This is a genomic window from Pseudomonas sp. NPDC089534 (assembly GCF_044749305.1).
Lineage (GTDB): Bacteria > Pseudomonadota > Gammaproteobacteria > Pseudomonadales > Pseudomonadaceae > Aquipseudomonas > Aquipseudomonas ekonensis.
The window spans coordinates 1-14,515 of the sequence record NZ_JBIVHR010000125.1 but is presented as its reverse complement, the minus strand read 5'-3'; the positions used below and the strand labels follow the sequence as shown (position 1 = coordinate 14,515).

The 14,515-nt window shown below is 62.5% G+C and carries 15 protein-coding genes; 13 read left to right on the top strand and 2 right to left on the bottom strand.

Annotated elements, in window-relative coordinates; genetic code table 11:
- The first annotated feature begins 59 nt into the window (after positions 1-59).
- The 5 genes from ACIP0B_RS25810 to ispD all read left to right on the top strand — a co-directional run bounded on the left by ACIP0B_RS25810 (position 60) and on the right by ispD (position 5,141).
- Positions 60-1,691: a CTP synthase gene (locus ACIP0B_RS25810; protein ID WP_400837394.1), complete on the top strand. Its 1,632-nt coding sequence runs from the start codon at positions 60-62 to the stop codon at positions 1,689-1,691.
- Between the two features lie 4 nt (positions 1,692-1,695).
- Complete coding sequence (gene kdsA / locus ACIP0B_RS25805; RefSeq protein ID WP_085581409.1) at positions 1,696-2,541, top strand: 3-deoxy-8-phosphooctulonate synthase; 846 nt, start codon at positions 1,696-1,698, stop codon at positions 2,539-2,541.
- Between the two features lie 156 nt (positions 2,542-2,697).
- Positions 2,698-3,987 (top strand): phosphopyruvate hydratase, encoded by a 1,290-nt coding sequence (gene eno / locus ACIP0B_RS25800; RefSeq protein WP_400837390.1) that lies wholly within the window; start codon positions 2,698-2,700, stop codon positions 3,985-3,987.
- Between the two features lie 171 nt (positions 3,988-4,158).
- Positions 4,159-4,437: a cell division protein FtsB gene (gene ftsB, locus ACIP0B_RS25795; protein WP_085581413.1), complete on the top strand. Its 279-nt coding sequence runs from the start codon at positions 4,159-4,161 to the stop codon at positions 4,435-4,437.
- Positions 4,434-5,141 carry a 2-C-methyl-D-erythritol 4-phosphate cytidylyltransferase gene (gene ispD / locus ACIP0B_RS25790; protein ID WP_400837386.1) on the top strand — a complete coding sequence of 236 codons (708 nt, stop codon included), beginning with the start codon at positions 4,434-4,436 and terminating at the stop codon, positions 5,139-5,141. The genes ftsB and ispD overlap by 4 nt, the downstream gene beginning before the upstream one ends.
- Before the next feature lie 101 nt (positions 5,142-5,242).
- On the opposite strand, the gene ACIP0B_RS25785 is transcribed toward ispD, so the two are convergent.
- Complete coding sequence (locus ACIP0B_RS25785) at positions 5,243-6,139, bottom strand: LysR substrate-binding domain-containing protein (RefSeq protein ID WP_400837383.1); 897 nt, start codon at positions 6,137-6,139, stop codon at positions 5,243-5,245.
- 106 nt (positions 6,140-6,245) lie between these two features.
- On the opposite strand from ACIP0B_RS25785, the gene ACIP0B_RS25780 reads away from it, so the two are divergent.
- The 8 genes from ACIP0B_RS25780 to rpoS all read left to right on the top strand — a co-directional run bounded on the left by ACIP0B_RS25780 (position 6,246) and on the right by rpoS (position 13,490).
- A complete protein-coding gene (locus tag ACIP0B_RS25780) occupies positions 6,246-7,358 on the top strand; it encodes an S-(hydroxymethyl)glutathione dehydrogenase/class III alcohol dehydrogenase (protein ID WP_400837380.1) in 1,113 nt (370 codons plus the stop codon).
- A gap of 84 nt (positions 7,359-7,442) precedes the next feature.
- Positions 7,443-8,288, top strand: coding sequence for an S-formylglutathione hydrolase (fghA, locus tag ACIP0B_RS25775; RefSeq protein WP_400837377.1), 846 nt, complete (start codon positions 7,443-7,445; stop codon positions 8,286-8,288).
- Between the two features lie 53 nt (positions 8,289-8,341).
- Positions 8,342-8,815: a 2-C-methyl-D-erythritol 2,4-cyclodiphosphate synthase gene (gene ispF, locus ACIP0B_RS25770; RefSeq protein ID WP_085581423.1), complete on the top strand. Its 474-nt coding sequence runs from the start codon at positions 8,342-8,344 to the stop codon at positions 8,813-8,815.
- On the top strand, positions 8,812-9,870 hold the full coding sequence (gene truD, locus ACIP0B_RS25765; protein ID WP_400837374.1) for a tRNA pseudouridine(13) synthase TruD: 1,059 nt from the start codon (positions 8,812-8,814) through the stop codon (positions 9,868-9,870). Before ispF ends, truD begins: the two co-directional genes overlap by 4 nt.
- A complete protein-coding gene (surE, locus tag ACIP0B_RS25760; RefSeq protein ID WP_400837371.1) occupies positions 9,858-10,607 on the top strand; it encodes a 5'/3'-nucleotidase SurE in 750 nt (249 codons plus the stop codon). Before truD ends, surE begins: the two co-directional genes overlap by 13 nt.
- A 41-nt stretch (positions 10,608-10,648) precedes the next feature.
- On the top strand, positions 10,649-11,284 hold the full coding sequence (locus ACIP0B_RS25755; protein WP_400837397.1) for a protein-L-isoaspartate(D-aspartate) O-methyltransferase: 636 nt from the start codon (positions 10,649-10,651) through the stop codon (positions 11,282-11,284).
- Between the two features lie 211 nt (positions 11,285-11,495).
- Positions 11,496-12,377 (top strand): peptidoglycan DD-metalloendopeptidase family protein, encoded by an 882-nt coding sequence (locus tag ACIP0B_RS25750; RefSeq protein ID WP_400837368.1) that lies wholly within the window; start codon positions 11,496-11,498, stop codon positions 12,375-12,377.
- A gap of 105 nt (positions 12,378-12,482) precedes the next feature.
- Complete coding sequence (gene rpoS / locus ACIP0B_RS25745) at positions 12,483-13,490, top strand: RNA polymerase sigma factor RpoS (protein WP_400837365.1); 1,008 nt, start codon at positions 12,483-12,485, stop codon at positions 13,488-13,490.
- A gap of 627 nt (positions 13,491-14,117) precedes the next feature.
- Here the strand turns inward: rpoS and fdxA are convergent.
- Positions 14,118-14,441: a ferredoxin FdxA gene (gene fdxA, locus ACIP0B_RS25740; RefSeq protein ID WP_029295271.1), complete on the bottom strand. Its 324-nt coding sequence runs from the start codon at positions 14,439-14,441 to the stop codon at positions 14,118-14,120.
- Positions 14,442-14,515: the final 74 nt, after the last annotated feature.

The window sequence follows — 14,515 nt, the reverse complement described above, 5'->3', positions numbered from 1 at the left end:
ATGCTTGGTCACCCGCCCGGCGGCTCGGACCGCTTTAACGCAGACTTCTAGGGTTTTTCATGACGCGCTACATATTCGTCACGGGCGGTGTTGTTTCTTCATTGGGGAAAGGCATTGCCTCGGCTTCATTGGCGGCCATCCTGGAGGCGCGGGGGCTCAAGGTCACCATGCTCAAGCTGGATCCGTACATCAACGTCGATCCAGGCACCATGAGCCCGTTCCAGCACGGTGAAGTGTTCGTCACCCACGACGGCGCCGAGACCGACCTCGACCTGGGCCACTACGAGCGGTTCATCCGCACGACCATGACCCAGAACAACAACTTCACCACCGGTCGCGTCTACGAGCACGTGCTGCGCAAAGAGCGCCGCGGTGACTACCTGGGCGCCACCATCCAGGTGATCCCGCACATCACCGACGAAATCAAGCGTCGCATCATCAAGGGCGCCGGCGATGCCGACGTGGCCCTGGTGGAGATCGGCGGCACCGTCGGCGACATCGAGTCGCAACCGTTCCTCGAAGCCATCCGCCAACTGCGTGTGGAAGTCGGTTCCAAGCGCGCGATGCTGATGCACCTGACGCTGGTTCCGTACATCGCCACCGCCGGCGAGACCAAGACCAAGCCGACCCAGCATTCCGTGAAGGAACTGCGCTCCATCGGCCTGCAGCCTGACGTGCTGATCTGCCGCTCCGACCATCCGGTGGATGTGTCCTCGCGCCGCAAGATCGCCCTGTTCACCAACGTTGAAGAGCGTGCGGTGATCTCCCTGGAAGACGTCGACACCATCTACAAGATCCCGGCCGTGCTGCACGCCCAGGGCCTGGACGACTTCGTCGTCGAGCGCTTCGGCCTGCAGTGCAACGGCGCCGACCTGTCCGAGTGGGAAAAGGTCGTCGACGCCAAGCTCAACCCTGAGCATGAAGTCACCATCGCCATGGTCGGCAAGTACATGGAGCTGCTGGACGCCTACAAATCGCTGATCGAAGCGATGAGTCACGCCGGCATCACCAACCGCACCAAGGTCAACCTGCGCTACATCGATTCCGAAGACATCGAGAACCAGGGCACCGCGCTGCTGGAAGGCGTCGACGCGATCCTGGTGCCTGGCGGCTTCGGCCTGCGCGGCGTGGAAGGCAAGATCACCGCCGTCCAGTACGCCCGCGAAAACAAGGTGCCGTACCTGGGCATCTGCCTCGGCATGCAAGTGGCGGTCATCGAGTTCGCCCGTAACGTGCTGGGCTGGAAGGACGCCAACTCCACCGAGTTCGACCGTGCCAGCGGCCATCCGGTCGTGGGTCTGATCACTGAGTGGGCTGACGCCACCGGCGCTGTCGAAACCCGTACCGAAGCGTCCGATCTGGGCGGCACCATGCGTCTCGGCGCACAGGAATGCCTGCTTGAAGCCGGCTCCAAGGTGCACGACTGCTACGGCAAGGACGTGATCGTCGAGCGTCACCGTCACCGTTACGAAGTGAACAACAACCTGCTGCCGCAAATCATCGAGGCCGGCCTGAAGATTTCCGGTCGTTCTTCCGATGCTGCGCTGGTTGAAGTGGTCGAGGCGCCGGACCATCCATGGTTCGTCGCCTGCCAGTTCCACCCTGAGTTCACCTCGACCCCGCGCGATGGCCATCCGCTGTTCAGCGGCTTCGTCAAGGCGGCGTTGGCTCAACACCAGAAGAAGGCGTAACCCGATGGCACAGAAGATCATCCGCGTCGGCGACATCGAGATTGCCAACGACAAGCCCATGGTGCTGTTCGGCGGCATGAACGTGCTGGAAAGCCGCGACATGGCCATGCAGGTTTGCGAGGAATACGTGAAGGTCACCGAAAAGCTCGGTATCCCTTACGTGTTCAAGGCCAGCTTCGACAAGGCCAACCGGTCTTCTGTGACCTCCTACCGCGGTCCTGGCCTGGAAGAGGGCCTGCGCATCTTCCAGGACATCAAACAGGCCTTCGGCGTGCCGATCATCACCGACGTCCATGAGCCGGACCAGGCCCTGCCCGTCGCCGAGGTCTGCGACATCATCCAGTTGCCGGCCTTCCTGTCGCGCCAGACCGACCTCGTGGTCGCGATGGCCAAGACAGGCGCCGTGATCAACATCAAGAAGGCCCAGTTCCTCGCACCCCAGGAGATGAAACACATCCTGAACAAGTGCGTGGAGGCGGGCAACGATCAGTTGATCCTCTGCGAACGCGGTTCGAGCTTCGGCTACAACAACCTCGTGGTCGACATGCTCGGCTTCGGCATCATGAAGCAGTTCGAATACCCGGTGTTCTTCGACGTGACCCACTCGCTGCAGATGCCGGGCGGCCGTTCCGACTCCGCCGGCGGCCGCCGCGCCCAGGTCACCGACCTGGCCAAGGCCGGCATGAGCCAGTCGCTGGCCGGGCTGTTCCTCGAAGCGCATCCGGATCCGGACAACGCCAAATGCGACGGTCCTTGCGCCCTGCGCCTGGACAAGCTGGAGCCGTTCCTGGCCCAGCTCAAGGCCCTGGACGAACTGGTGAAGAGTTTTCCGACGGTAGAAACCGCGTAAGCCTCATTTCTCCGGTAAAGTACCGCACGATTCCTGGCTCAGACCTTCGGGTTTGAGCCTTGTCGTCTGCAAGACTGCCTGCTGCACACCCCTTGCCGACGGTCAAAGATTTCCTCTAGCTGCGTCGTTTTCGTCAACTTTGGAGTGTTTACAACAATGGCAAAAATCGTCGACATCAAAGGTCGTGAAGTTCTCGACTCCCGTGGCAACCCCACCGTGGAAGCGGACGTGCTTCTCGATAACGGCATCATCGGCAGCGCCTGCGCGCCGTCCGGTGCTTCCACTGGCTCGCGTGAAGCGCTCGAGCTGCGTGATGGCGACAAGAGCCGTTACCTGGGCAAGGGTGTGCTCAAGGCAGTTGCCAACATCAACGGTCCGATCCGCGAACTGCTGCTGGGCAAAGACCCAAGCGACCAGAAAGCCCTGGACCACGCGATGATCAAGCTGGACGGCACCGAAAACAAGGCGACCCTGGGCGCCAACGCCATCCTCGCCGTGTCCCTGGCCGCCGCCAAGGCTGCCGCGCAGGACCAGGACCTGCCGCTGTACGCCCACATCGCCAACCTGAACGGCACTCCGGGCGTCTACTCGATGCCGGTTCCGATGATGAACATCATCAACGGCGGCGAGCACGCGGACAACAACGTCGACATCCAGGAATTCATGGTGCAGCCGGTCGGCGCCAAGTCGTTCTCCGAAGGCCTGCGCATGGGCACCGAGATCTTCCACCACCTCAAAGCCGTGCTGAAGGCCCGTGGCCTGAACACCGCCGTGGGTGACGAAGGCGGTTTCGCGCCTAACCTGGCCTCCAACGAAGACGCGCTGTCGGCCATCGCCGAAGCCGTCGCCAACGCCGGCTACAAGCTGGGCACCGACGTGACCCTGGCCCTGGACTGCGCGGCCAGCGAATTCTTCGAAGACGGCAAGTACAACCTGTCCGGCGAAGGCAAGTCCTTCGACGCCGCCGGTTTCGCCGACTACCTCAAGGGCCTGACCGAGCGTTTCCCGATCATCTCGATCGAAGACGGCCTGGACGAGTCCGACTGGGCTGGCTGGAAGATCCTGACCGACAAGATCGGCGACAAGGTGCAGCTGGTCGGCGACGACCTGTTCGTGACCAACACCAAGATCCTGAAGGAAGGCATCGAGAAGAACATCGCCAACTCGATCCTGATCAAGTTCAACCAGATCGGCACCCTGACCGAAACCCTGGAAGCCATCCAGATGGCCAAGGCTGCCGGCTACACCGCCGTGATCTCGCACCGCTCCGGCGAAACCGAAGACTCGACCATCGCCGACCTGGCTGTGGGCACCTCGGCCGGCCAGATCAAGACCGGCTCCCTGTGCCGTTCCGACCGCGTCTCCAAGTACAACCAACTGCTGCGTATCGAAGAGCAGTTGAACGGCAAGGCCAAGTACAACGGTCGTGGCGAGTTCCGCGGTTAAGCCGTAAAAGGTAAAAAGGACACCGGATTGTGTCGGAAAAGTCGTGACAGCGATGGATTTGCCACTAATCTGATGCCTTATCAGCACAAGCCTGGATCTTCCAGGCTTCGTGCTATCAGATGCTTCAACGTTTTGCGTGGCTGTCTTTTTTCACTGGATACCTGATATTCGATGCGCAGTCCCTATTGGTTGTTTCTCGTCCTGCTTCTGCTGCTGGCCGGTCTGCAATACCGCCTGTGGGTGGGTAACGGCAGCCTGGCGCAAGTGGCCGAGCTGACTCAGCAAATCGACGACCAGCGCGCCGAGAACGAAGCCTTGCTGGAGCGCAACCGGGTGATGGACGCCGAAGTCAGCGAGTTGAAGAAAGGCATGGAGACCGTTGAAGAGCGGGCCCGCCATGAGCTGGGCATGGTCAAGGACGGTGAAACCCTTTACCAGTTGGCCCAATGAGCGATGTTCTTCCGGCCTTCTGGGCCGTGATTCCTGCCGCGGGCATCGGTGCCCGCATGGCCGCGGACCGTCCCAAGCAGTACCTGCAACTGGGCGGACGCACCATTCTCGAACACAGCCTCGGCTGTTTCCTCGATCACCCGAGCCTCAAGGGCCTGGTGGTCAGTCTTGCTGTCGATGATCCTTACTGGCCGAACCTGGCCTGTGCCGGCGACTCGCGCATTCAGCGGGTCGATGGCGGCGCCGAGCGTTCAGGTTCGGTGCTCAATGCCTTGCTGCATCTGCATGCCCAGGGCGCCGGCGATGACGATTGGGTGCTGGTGCACGACGCCGCGCGTCCCAACCTGAGCCGCAATGACCTGGACAAGCTGCTCACCGAGCTGGCGCACGACCCGGTCGGCGGGTTGCTGGCGGTTCCGGCGCGGGACACCCTCAAACGTGTCGACAAACAGGGGCGCGTGGTCGAAACCGTCGACCGCAGCGTGATCTGGCAGGCCTACACGCCGCAGATGTTCCGCCTGGGCGCCTTGCACCGGGCGCTGGCCGACAGCCTGGTGGCGGATGCGGTGATCACCGACGAAGCCTCGGCGATGGAGTGGGCCGGCCTTGCGCCGCGCCTGATCGAAGGGCGGGCGGACAACCTCAAAGTCACCCGGCCGGAAGACCTGGAGTGGCTGCGTCAGCGTTGGGCGAACCGCCGCTGAGTGCAGGCGGTGTCTGTCAGATTGCTTTCTTGTGATGCGGCGTCCTCACTGACGCTATCGCCAGCAGGCTGGCTCCCACAGTTTTCTCTTCCCGCCTGCTTTCAGTTGCGGTACTCCGGCCGTTCCGCCAACCCCTCCTTGAGAAAATCCACCAGCTTGCGCACCTTCGGCGACAGATGCCGTTGTTGCGGGTACAGCGCCCACACGGCCGTGTTCGGCGGCTGATGGGCTTCCAGCAGCGAAATCAACGCGCCGCTGTGCAGATGCTCCAGCACGTAGTAGTCCGGCAACTGGCACAGCCCCACCCCTTGCAGCGCCGCATCCAGCACCGCTTGCCCGCTGTTGCAGCGCCAGTTGCTCTGCACCCGCTGGGAAAACTCCCGCCCGTTCTGCTCCAGTTGCCAGATGTCCGAACTGCCGATCAGGCAATTGTGCCGGCTCAGCTCCGACAGGCTGTGCGGGCGGCCGTACCGTTCAAGGTAGGAGGGCGATGCGCACAGGTACATGCGCCGTGGCGCCAGCCGGGTGGCGACCAGCCGCGAATCCTGCAGGCGGCCCAGGCGGATCGCCAGGTCAAGGCCGTCGTGCACCAGGTCGAGCTGGCGGTTGGTCAGTTCGATGTCGACCCGCAGTTGCGGATAGTGCCCCATGAACCGCGTCACCAGCGGCACGATGAAGCGTTCGCCGTAGGCCACGGCGCAGGTCATGCGCAGCATGCCTTTGGGCTCGCTGGCCAGGTCTCCGACGGCGCGCAGCGCTTCTTCGCGACCGTCCTGCAAGCGCTGGCAATGCTGCAGGAACGTCTGTCCCGCCTCGGTCAGCGTCACCCGCCGCGTGCTGCGGTAGAGCAAACGGGTCTGCAGGCGCTCTTCCAGTCGCGCGATCTGGCGGCTGATGTGGGAAGAGGAAACACCCAAGCGATCAGCGGCGGCGGTGAACTGACTGCATTCGGCCACGGCGACAAACTCGTCGATGCCTTCCCAGCGGTTTTCGGACATTGGATTATCCCTATGCAGCAATAATGTTTTGCTTTTGCCCGGATTATTCACTGGGAAGCCATGGATTACACTCCTTGTCTCGTTTTAATTCACTGGGAGAGTCAGGATGATCAAGTCGCGCGCCGCCGTAGCCTTCGGGGCCAAGAAGCCGCTGGAAATCGTTGAAGTCGATGTCGCCATGCCGAAGGCCGGCGAGGTGCTGCTTCGCGTGGTGGCCACCGGGGTGTGCCACACCGACGCCTACACCCTGTCCGGCGCCGACCCGGAAGGGATTTTCCCGTCGATCCTCGGCCATGAAGGCGGCGCGATCGTCGAAGCCATCGGCGAAGGCGTGACGTCGGTGGCGGTGGGCGACCACGTGATTCCGCTGTACACCCCGGAATGCGGTCAGTGCAAATTCTGCAAGTCGGGCAAGACCAACCTGTGCCAGGCCATTCGCGCCACCCAGGGCAAAGGCCTGATGCCGGACGGCACTTCGCGCTTTTCCTACAAGGGCGAAACGATTTTCCACTACATGGGCACCTCGACGTTCTCCGAGTACACCGTGCTGCCGGAAATCTCCGTGGCCAAGATCGCCAAGGACGCGCCGCTGGAGAAGGTCTGCCTGCTGGGTTGCGGCGTCACCACCGGGATCGGTGCGGTGATCAACACCGCCAAGGTCCAGCCGGGCGACACCGTGGCCATCTTCGGCCTGGGCGGCATCGGCCTGTCGGCGGTGATCGGCGCGGTGAAGGCCAAGGCTTCGCGGATCATCGCCATCGACATCAACCCGGCCAAGTTCGAGATCGCCAAACAGCTGGGCGCCACCGATTGCGTGAACCCGAAAGACTTCGATCGTCCGATCCAGGAAGTGATCGTCGACATGACCGACGGCGGCGTCGACTTCTCCTTCGAATGCATCGGCAACGTGCAGCTGATGCGCGCCGCGCTGGAGTGCTGCCACAAGGGCTGGGGCGAGTCGGTGATCATCGGCGTGGCCGGTGCCGGGCAGGAAATCGCCACCCGTCCGTTCCAGCTGGTGACCGGCCGCGTCTGGCGCGGTTCGGCGTTCGGCGGCGTGCGCGGCCGCAGCGAGCTGCCGAGCTACGTCGACATGGCCCAGAGCGGTGAGATCCCGCTGGACACCTTCATCACCCACACCATGGGCCTGGAAGACATCAACAAGGCCTTCGACCTGATGCATGAAGGCAAGAGCATCCGCACCGTCATTCATTTTTGAGGCAGCTTCAGGCTTCGAGCCTCAAGCGGCAAGCGCCTGAATGCTTGCCGCTTGAAGCTTGCGGCTTGAGACTGGGAGACCCCCATGACTCTGGAAAACATCTCCTGTCAGAAAAGTTTCGGCGGCTGGCACAAGCGCTACCGGCACCGCTCCGACGTGCTGGGCTGCGACATGGTGTTCGCCGTGTACCTGCCGCCGCAGGCGGAGCAGGGCGGCAAGCTGCCGGTGCTGTACTGGCTGTCGGGGCTGACCTGCACCGACGAGAACTTCATGCAGAAGGCCGGCGCCCTGCGCATGGCCGCCGAGCTCGGCCTGATCATCGTGGCGCCGGACACCAGCCCACGGGGCGCAGAGGTGCCGGGCGACCCGGACGGGGCGTGGGATTTCGGCCTCGGCGCCGGGTTTTACGTCAATGCCACCCAGGAGCCTTGGTCCCGGCACTATCGGATGCATGACTACGTCGTGCAGGAATTGCCTTCGCTGGTTGAAGCGCATTTCCCTGCGTCGGACAAGCGCAGCGTCAGCGGCCATTCCATGGGCGGCCACGGTGCGCTGGTGTGTGCCTTGCGCAATCCGGGACGCTACCGGTCGGTGTCGGCGTTCTCGCCGATCAACAATCCGATGGATTGTCCTTGGGGCCAGAAGGCGTTCTCCCGTTACCTGGGGGAAGATCGTTCGAAGTGGCGCGAGTGGGATGCCTGTGCGCTGATCGCCGAGGCCGAAGAAAAGCTGCCGTTGCTGGTCGATCAAGGCGACCGCGATGATTTCCTGGCCAATCAGCTCAAGCCCGAGGCCCTGCAGCAAGCGGCAAAACAAGCGGGACATCCGCTGACGTTGCGCCTGCAGCCGGGTTACGACCACAGCTATTTCTTCATCTCAAGCTTCATCGACGACCACTTGCGGCATCACGCACGCGCGCTAGGCGCCTAATGCCCTTCAAAGCAGGTAGAATCACGCCCTGACCAAAATCGGGGCGTTTTTTTATGCGTATTGGCCACGGCTACGATGTTCACCGTTTCGCTGAAGGCGATTTCATTACTCTGGGCGGCGTGCGGATCGCGCACGGCTTCGGCCTGCTCGCCCACTCCGACGGTGACGTCCTGCTGCACGCCTTGAGCGACGCCCTGCTCGGCGCCGCGGCGCTGGGCGACATCGGCAAGCACTTCCCGGACACCGACCCGCAGTTCAAGGGCGCCGACAGCCGCGCGCTGCTGCGCCACGTGGTCGGCCTGATCCATGCCAAGGGCTGGAAGGTCGGCAACGTCGACAACACCATCGTGGCCCAGGCCCCGAAAATGGCACCCCACATCGAAACGATGCGCGCCCTGATCGCCGCCGACCTCCAGGTGGAACTCGATCAGGTCAACGTGAAGGCCACCACCACCGAGAAGCTCGGCTTCGTCGGTCGTGAAGAAGGCATCGCCGTCCATTCCGTTGCGTTGTTGCTGCGCGCATGAACGAATTTCAACTGCTTGGGCCGCGGGCCCATGGCGACGCGCTCGGCACCGCGGTGCTCAAAGCCGTCGCAGAAGACTTCCAGGTCGATGAAGTGCTCGACATCCCGTTCACCGGCGACGGTGAGCATTTGTGGATTTGGGTGGAGAAGCGCGGCCTGAACACCGAGGAGGCGGCGCGCCGGATCGCCAAGGCTGCCGGCGTGCCGCTGCGCACGGTGAGTTACGCCGGGCTCAAGGATCGTCAGGCGCTGACCCGTCAGTGGTTCAGCGTGCAGCTGCCGGGCAAGGCCGATCCGGATCTGTCGGCGGCGGAAAACGACACGCTGAAGATCCTCAAGACCACCCGCCACAAGCGCAAGCTGCAGCGCGGCGCGCACTCGGCCAATGGCTTCACCCTGCGCCTGACGCAGCTGGCCGGCGACAAGGCGGCCCTTGAGGAGCGCCTGCAACGCATCGCCAGGCAGGGCATTCCGAACTACTTCGGCGCCCAGCGCTTCGGCCATGACGGCGGCAACGTGGTCGACGCCCGCTCCTGGGCTGCGCGCAAGGCATTGCCGGAGCAGCGCAACGTGCGCTCACGGCTGCTGTCGGCGGCGCGCAGCTATCTGTTCAATCAGGTGCTGGCGGCGCGGGTCGCCGACGGTTCCTGGCAGCGCGCCCAGGTCGGCGACCTGCTGGCGTTCACCGACAGCCGCAGCTTCTTTCCGGCCGGTGAAGCCGAGTGCGACGATCCGCGCCTGGCGATTCTCGACCTGCATCCGACCGGTCCCCAGTGGGGCGAAGGTGACTCGCCGGCGGCCGGCGCTGTCCATGATCTGGAGCAGGGGATCGCCGCGCGCGAAGCGGATCTGCGCGATTGGTTGATCAACGCCGGCATGAGCCACGAACGTCGCATCCTGCGACTGCCCATTGGCGGGTTGACGTGGCATTATCCCGAGCCTGACATTCTGCAACTGGAATTCGTCCTCCCGGCCGGATGCTTCGCCACCGCATTGGTGCGCGAACTCGTAGATCTGGTGCCGGTGGGGCAGACGGACAGCCCATGCGTATTCTGATTTCTAACGACGATGGGGTAACCGCACCCGGTCTCGCCGCGCTGTATGGTGCGCTGGCGGATTACACCGAATGCGTGGTTATCGCCCCGGAGCAGGACAAGAGCGGCGCCAGCAGTTCGCTGACGCTCGACCGTCCGCTGCATCCGCAATACCTGGCCAACGGTTTCATCGGCCTCAACGGCACGCCGACCGACTGCGTGCACCTGGGGCTCAACGGTTTGCTGGAGCGCGAGCCGGACATGGTGGTCTCGGGCATCAACCTGGGCGCCAACCTGGGCGATGACGTGCTGTATTCCGGAACGGTGGCGGCGGCCCTGGAGGGGCGTTTCCTCGAGCGTCCTTCGTTTGCCTTCTCGCTGGTCTCGCGGCAGGTGGAAAACCTGCCCACGGCCGCCCACTTCGCGCGCAAGCTGGTGGAGGCCCATGCCGGGCTCGACCTGCCGCCGCGCACGGTGCTGAACGTGAACATTCCCAACCTGCCGATCGACCGCATCCGCGGCATTCAGTTGACCCGCCTGGGGCACCGCGCCCGTGCGGCGGCGCCGATGAAGGTGGTCGATCCGCGGGGCCGGGCCGGCTACTGGATCGCCGCCGCCGGCGACGCCGAGGATGGCGGCCCGGGCACCGACTTCCACGCGGTGATGCAGGGTTTTGTGTCCATCACGCCGCTGCAGCTCGATCGCACCTTCAATGATGCGTTCAGAAGCCTCGACGGCTGGCTGGAGGGCTTGAACTGATGGCTCGAGAACAAGACGACAGGCTGCGCAGCGGCATCGGCATGACTTCCCAGCGTACCCGCGAGCGCCTGATCCAGCGTTTGTACGAAGAAGGGGTGTCCAACGCCAGCGTGTTGGAAGTGATCCGCCGCACGCCGCGCCATCTGTTCGTCGATGAGGCGCTGGCGCATCGCGCCTACGAGGACACCGCGCTGCCGATCGGCAACAACCAGACCATCTCCCAGCCTTATATGGTGGCGCGCATGAGCGAGCTGCTGCTGGAGGCGGGGCCGCTGGACAAGGTGCTGGAGATCGGCACCGGTTCCGGCTACCAGACAGCGGTGCTGTCGCAGCTGGTGGAGCGGGTGTTCTCGGTCGAGCGGATCAAGGTCCTGCAGGACCGGGCCAAGGAACGCCTGGTCGAACTGAACCTGCGTAATGTGGTGTTCCGTTGGGGCGACGGCTGGGAAGGCTGGTCGGCGCTGGCGCCGTACAACGGCATCATCGTCACGGCGGTGGCCACGGACGTGCCCCAGGCCTTGCTCGACCAACTGGCGCCGGGCGGGCGGATGGTGATTCCGGTCGGCTCCGGGGAAGTGCAGCAACTGATGCTGATCGTGCGTGAAGAGAATGGCTTTTCCCGGCACGTCCTGGGGGCGGTGCGCTTCGTGCCTTTGCTCAACGGACCGTTGGCCTGAGCATCTTTTCGCAGGCGCTGAATTCCTGTCGTCCGGCCAGGTCTTACACCGGCGGCGATGGCGTAAACACTGCCGATCGCCATCAGGCAAACGTGTGCGCGACGGCAGTTCGCTTCATTAAAGGTAAAGCGGCTGCGGCCCGTTATACTTGCGACACTTCACGCCGGAGTCCGGCATTTCATTTTTTCAGCCACCAAGAAGGGAGCGGCGGGTGAGTCTCACAGTCATTGCGCAGCGTATGGGTAACACGAGCTTTCAGCGCCTGGTGACTGGCCTTGTCTTGAGCACCTTGCTGGTCGGTTGCTCCAGCACCAAATCGAACAATGTCCGGGTCGTCGACCGCAACAGCGCGGCTCCCCAGCGTCCCGTCGTCACGACCGGACAGTATGTGGTCCGTCCGGGCGATACCCTGTTTTCGATCGCTTTCCGCTACGGCTGGGACTACAAAGCCCTCGCCGCCCGGAACAACATTCCTACGCCGTACACGATCCATCCGGGTCAGACGATTCGCTTCGACGGACGTACCGGTTCAACGCCGGCCGCCGTCGCGGCCAGCGGCGGTTCAACGCCTTCCTCGTCGAGCAAAACCACGGTAATCCGGCGCCAGGCGAATGGCACGACGACCACCACAACCACGGGTTCCGGGGCCGCTTCCACGGTGGTCGTACCGTCCGTCGCCAGCAAATCCGCACCCGCTCCACTGCCTCCTCCGGGCCCGGCCCCGACCGGCTGGGGATGGCCATCTAATGGCATTCTCATTGGCAAATTCTCTTCAAACGGTAGTTTGAATAAAGGAATTGATATCGCCGGAGATTTGGGACAGCCTGTTTTAGCTGCGTCTGATGGGACGGTGGTTTACGCCGGGAGTGGCTTAAGGGGCTACGGCGAATTGGTCATCATCAAACACAGCGAAACCTACGTCAGCGCCTACGGCCACAACCGCAGGCTTTTGGTACGGGAGGGGCAGCAGGTCAAGGTCGGACAGACAATTGCCGAAATGGGGTCAACGGGTACAGACCGGGTGAAACTGCATTTTGAGATTCGCCGACAAGGTAAACCTGTGGATCCGCTGCAGTTCCTGCCTCGACGTTGATTTGAAGCCAGCCTGTTCCGTCGCGTAGAGGGGACAGGCTCCAGCGCTGCCAAGGATAGAGGCGTCGCTTGAGCTTGGGGTCGAACTCACCAAAGGACTATAACAATGGCTCTCAGTAAAGAAGTGCCGGAGTTTGACATCGACGATGAGGTTCTCCTGATGGAGGCCGCCATCGATACGGATTCGATGTCGAATGATGAAGGGGCAGCTCCACCTTCCGTTCGTGCCAAATCCAAACACTCCGCTTCACTTAAGCAACACAAGTACATCGACTACACGCGGGCGCTCGATGCCACGCAGCTGTACCTCAACGAAATCGGCTTTTCCCCCTTGCTCTCGCCGGAAGAAGAAGTTCATTTTGCGCGCCTGTCGCAAAGTGGCGACCCTGCCGGGCGCAAGCGCATGATCGAAAGTAACCTGCGGCTGGTGGTGAAGATCGCCCGGCGTTACGTCAATCGGGGGCTGTCGCTGCTGGATCTGATCGAAGAGGGCAACCTCGGGCTGATCCGGGCGGTGGAAAAGTTCGATCCCGAGCGCGGCTTCCGCTTCTCGACCTACGCAACCTGGTGGATCCGCCAGACCATCGAACGCGCGATCATGAACCAGACCCGGACCATCCGGCTGCCGATTCATGTGGTCAAGGAACTCAACGTGTACCTGCGGGCCGCACGGGAGCTGACGCAAAAGCTCGACCACCAACCCTCACCCGAAGAAATCGCCAACCAGCTGGAAAAACCGGTGGGCGAGGTCAAGCGCATGCTGGGCCTGAACGAGCGGGTTTCTTCGGTCGACGTCTCGCTGGGGCCGGACTCGGACAAAACCCTGCTGGACACCCTGACGGACGACCGTCCGACCGATCCGTGCGAACTGCTGCAGGACGACGACCTGTCGCAGAGCATCGATCAATGGCTCTCGGAGCTGACCGACAAGCAGCGCGAGGTGGTGGTGCGCCGTTTCGGTCTGCGCGGCCACGAGAGTAGCACGCTGGAGGATGTAGGCCTGGAGATCGGCCTGACCCGGGAACGGGTGAGGCAGATCCAGGTGGAAGGCCTCAAACGCCTTCGGGAAATCCTCGAGAAGAATGGCCTGTCGAGCGAGTCGCTGTTCCAATAGGCGCCTCACCTGATCGCCCACAAAAAGCCCCGACTGGATCGGGGCTTTTTGTTGTCTGCCTTTGCCTGTGCTCAGGAGAGCACTGATGTTCAGGAGAGCGCCTGTGGCGAGGGAGCTTGCTCCCGCTGGGGCGGGCGCGCAGCGGCCCCCAACAATGGGCCTGCTGCGCAGTCCAGCGGGAGCAAGCTCCCTCGCCACAAGCAAACTCCCTCTCCACTGGCTCTTCGCTCCGAAGTTTGTAGTCTCGCGTTGTAAGCCTTGGCTGACAGTTTCGTAAGTGTTCACTATGTTTACACTTCCGTAGACGTCCATTAAGCGTAATTCAAGTTCATAACTATCTGATTTTATTGATTATTTATAAAAATTAAGCACTTATGACAGTCCGTTCTGGCGCTGGCGGGCGATTGCTCTTGGCGGGGAACTCTTTAGTATCTGGGTTGTGTCGACGGACAGACACGCCCTTCAAGGAAGAGGGGAATGGACATCGCAGGATGCGATTCATCAGGACGATGAAAAGGAACACAGGGAATAGGGAAAAAATGTGGGCGGGTCAAACCGCCCCTTTTTTTCGCCTGCAGAAAAGCAAAAAGGCCCGCAAGGGGCCTTTTCTGTCGAGCGCGGGACGGATCAGCGTTCGAGGTCTTTGATCTTGCCTTTGACGCCATCCCACTCTGCGGCGTCCGGCAGCGAATCCTTCTTCTCGGTGATGTTCGGCCAGATCTCGGCCAGCTCGACGTTCAGCTGGATGAACTCTTGCATCTCTTCCGGCACTTCATCTTCGGAGAAAATGGCCACGGCCGGGCATTCCGGTTCGCACAGGGCGCAGTCGATGCACTCGTCCGGGTGGATCACCAGGAAGTTCGGGCCTTCGTAGAAGCAGTCCACCGGACAGACTTCTACGCAGTCGGTGTACTTGCACTTGATGCAGTTGTCGGTGACGACGAAGGTCATTTCTAATTTTCTCCTCAGGCGGCGGCATCCTGGGCGGCATCTCCTCCGGCCAGCCGATCGTTGCGCACCTGGCG

Coding starts and splice junctions, on each gene's coding strand:
- surE (WP_400837371.1), top strand. CDS start 9,858: ATGCGTATTCTGATTTCTAACGACGATGGGGTAACCGCACCCGGTCTC.
- rpoS (WP_400837365.1), top strand. CDS start 12,483: ATGGCTCTCAGTAAAGAAGTGCCGGAGTTTGACATCGACGATGAGGTT.
- ispD (WP_400837386.1), top strand. CDS start 4,434: ATGAGCGATGTTCTTCCGGCCTTCTGGGCCGTGATTCCTGCCGCGGGC.
- truD (WP_400837374.1), top strand. CDS start 8,812: ATGAACGAATTTCAACTGCTTGGGCCGCGGGCCCATGGCGACGCGCTC.
- ACIP0B_RS25780 (WP_400837380.1), top strand. CDS start 6,246: ATGATCAAGTCGCGCGCCGCCGTAGCCTTCGGGGCCAAGAAGCCGCTG.
- fghA (WP_400837377.1), top strand. CDS start 7,443: ATGACTCTGGAAAACATCTCCTGTCAGAAAAGTTTCGGCGGCTGGCAC.
- ACIP0B_RS25810 (WP_400837394.1), top strand. CDS start 60: ATGACGCGCTACATATTCGTCACGGGCGGTGTTGTTTCTTCATTGGGG.
- ispF (WP_085581423.1), top strand. CDS start 8,342: ATGCGTATTGGCCACGGCTACGATGTTCACCGTTTCGCTGAAGGCGAT.
- kdsA (WP_085581409.1), top strand. CDS start 1,696: ATGGCACAGAAGATCATCCGCGTCGGCGACATCGAGATTGCCAACGAC.
- ACIP0B_RS25755 (WP_400837397.1), top strand. CDS start 10,649: ATGACTTCCCAGCGTACCCGCGAGCGCCTGATCCAGCGTTTGTACGAA.
- eno (WP_400837390.1), top strand. CDS start 2,698: ATGGCAAAAATCGTCGACATCAAAGGTCGTGAAGTTCTCGACTCCCGT.
- fdxA (WP_029295271.1), bottom strand. CDS start 14,441: ATGACCTTCGTCGTCACCGACAACTGCATCAAGTGCAAGTACACCGAC.
- ACIP0B_RS25785 (WP_400837383.1), bottom strand. CDS start 6,139: ATGTCCGAAAACCGCTGGGAAGGCATCGACGAGTTTGTCGCCGTGGCC.
- ftsB (WP_085581413.1), top strand. CDS start 4,159: ATGCGCAGTCCCTATTGGTTGTTTCTCGTCCTGCTTCTGCTGCTGGCC.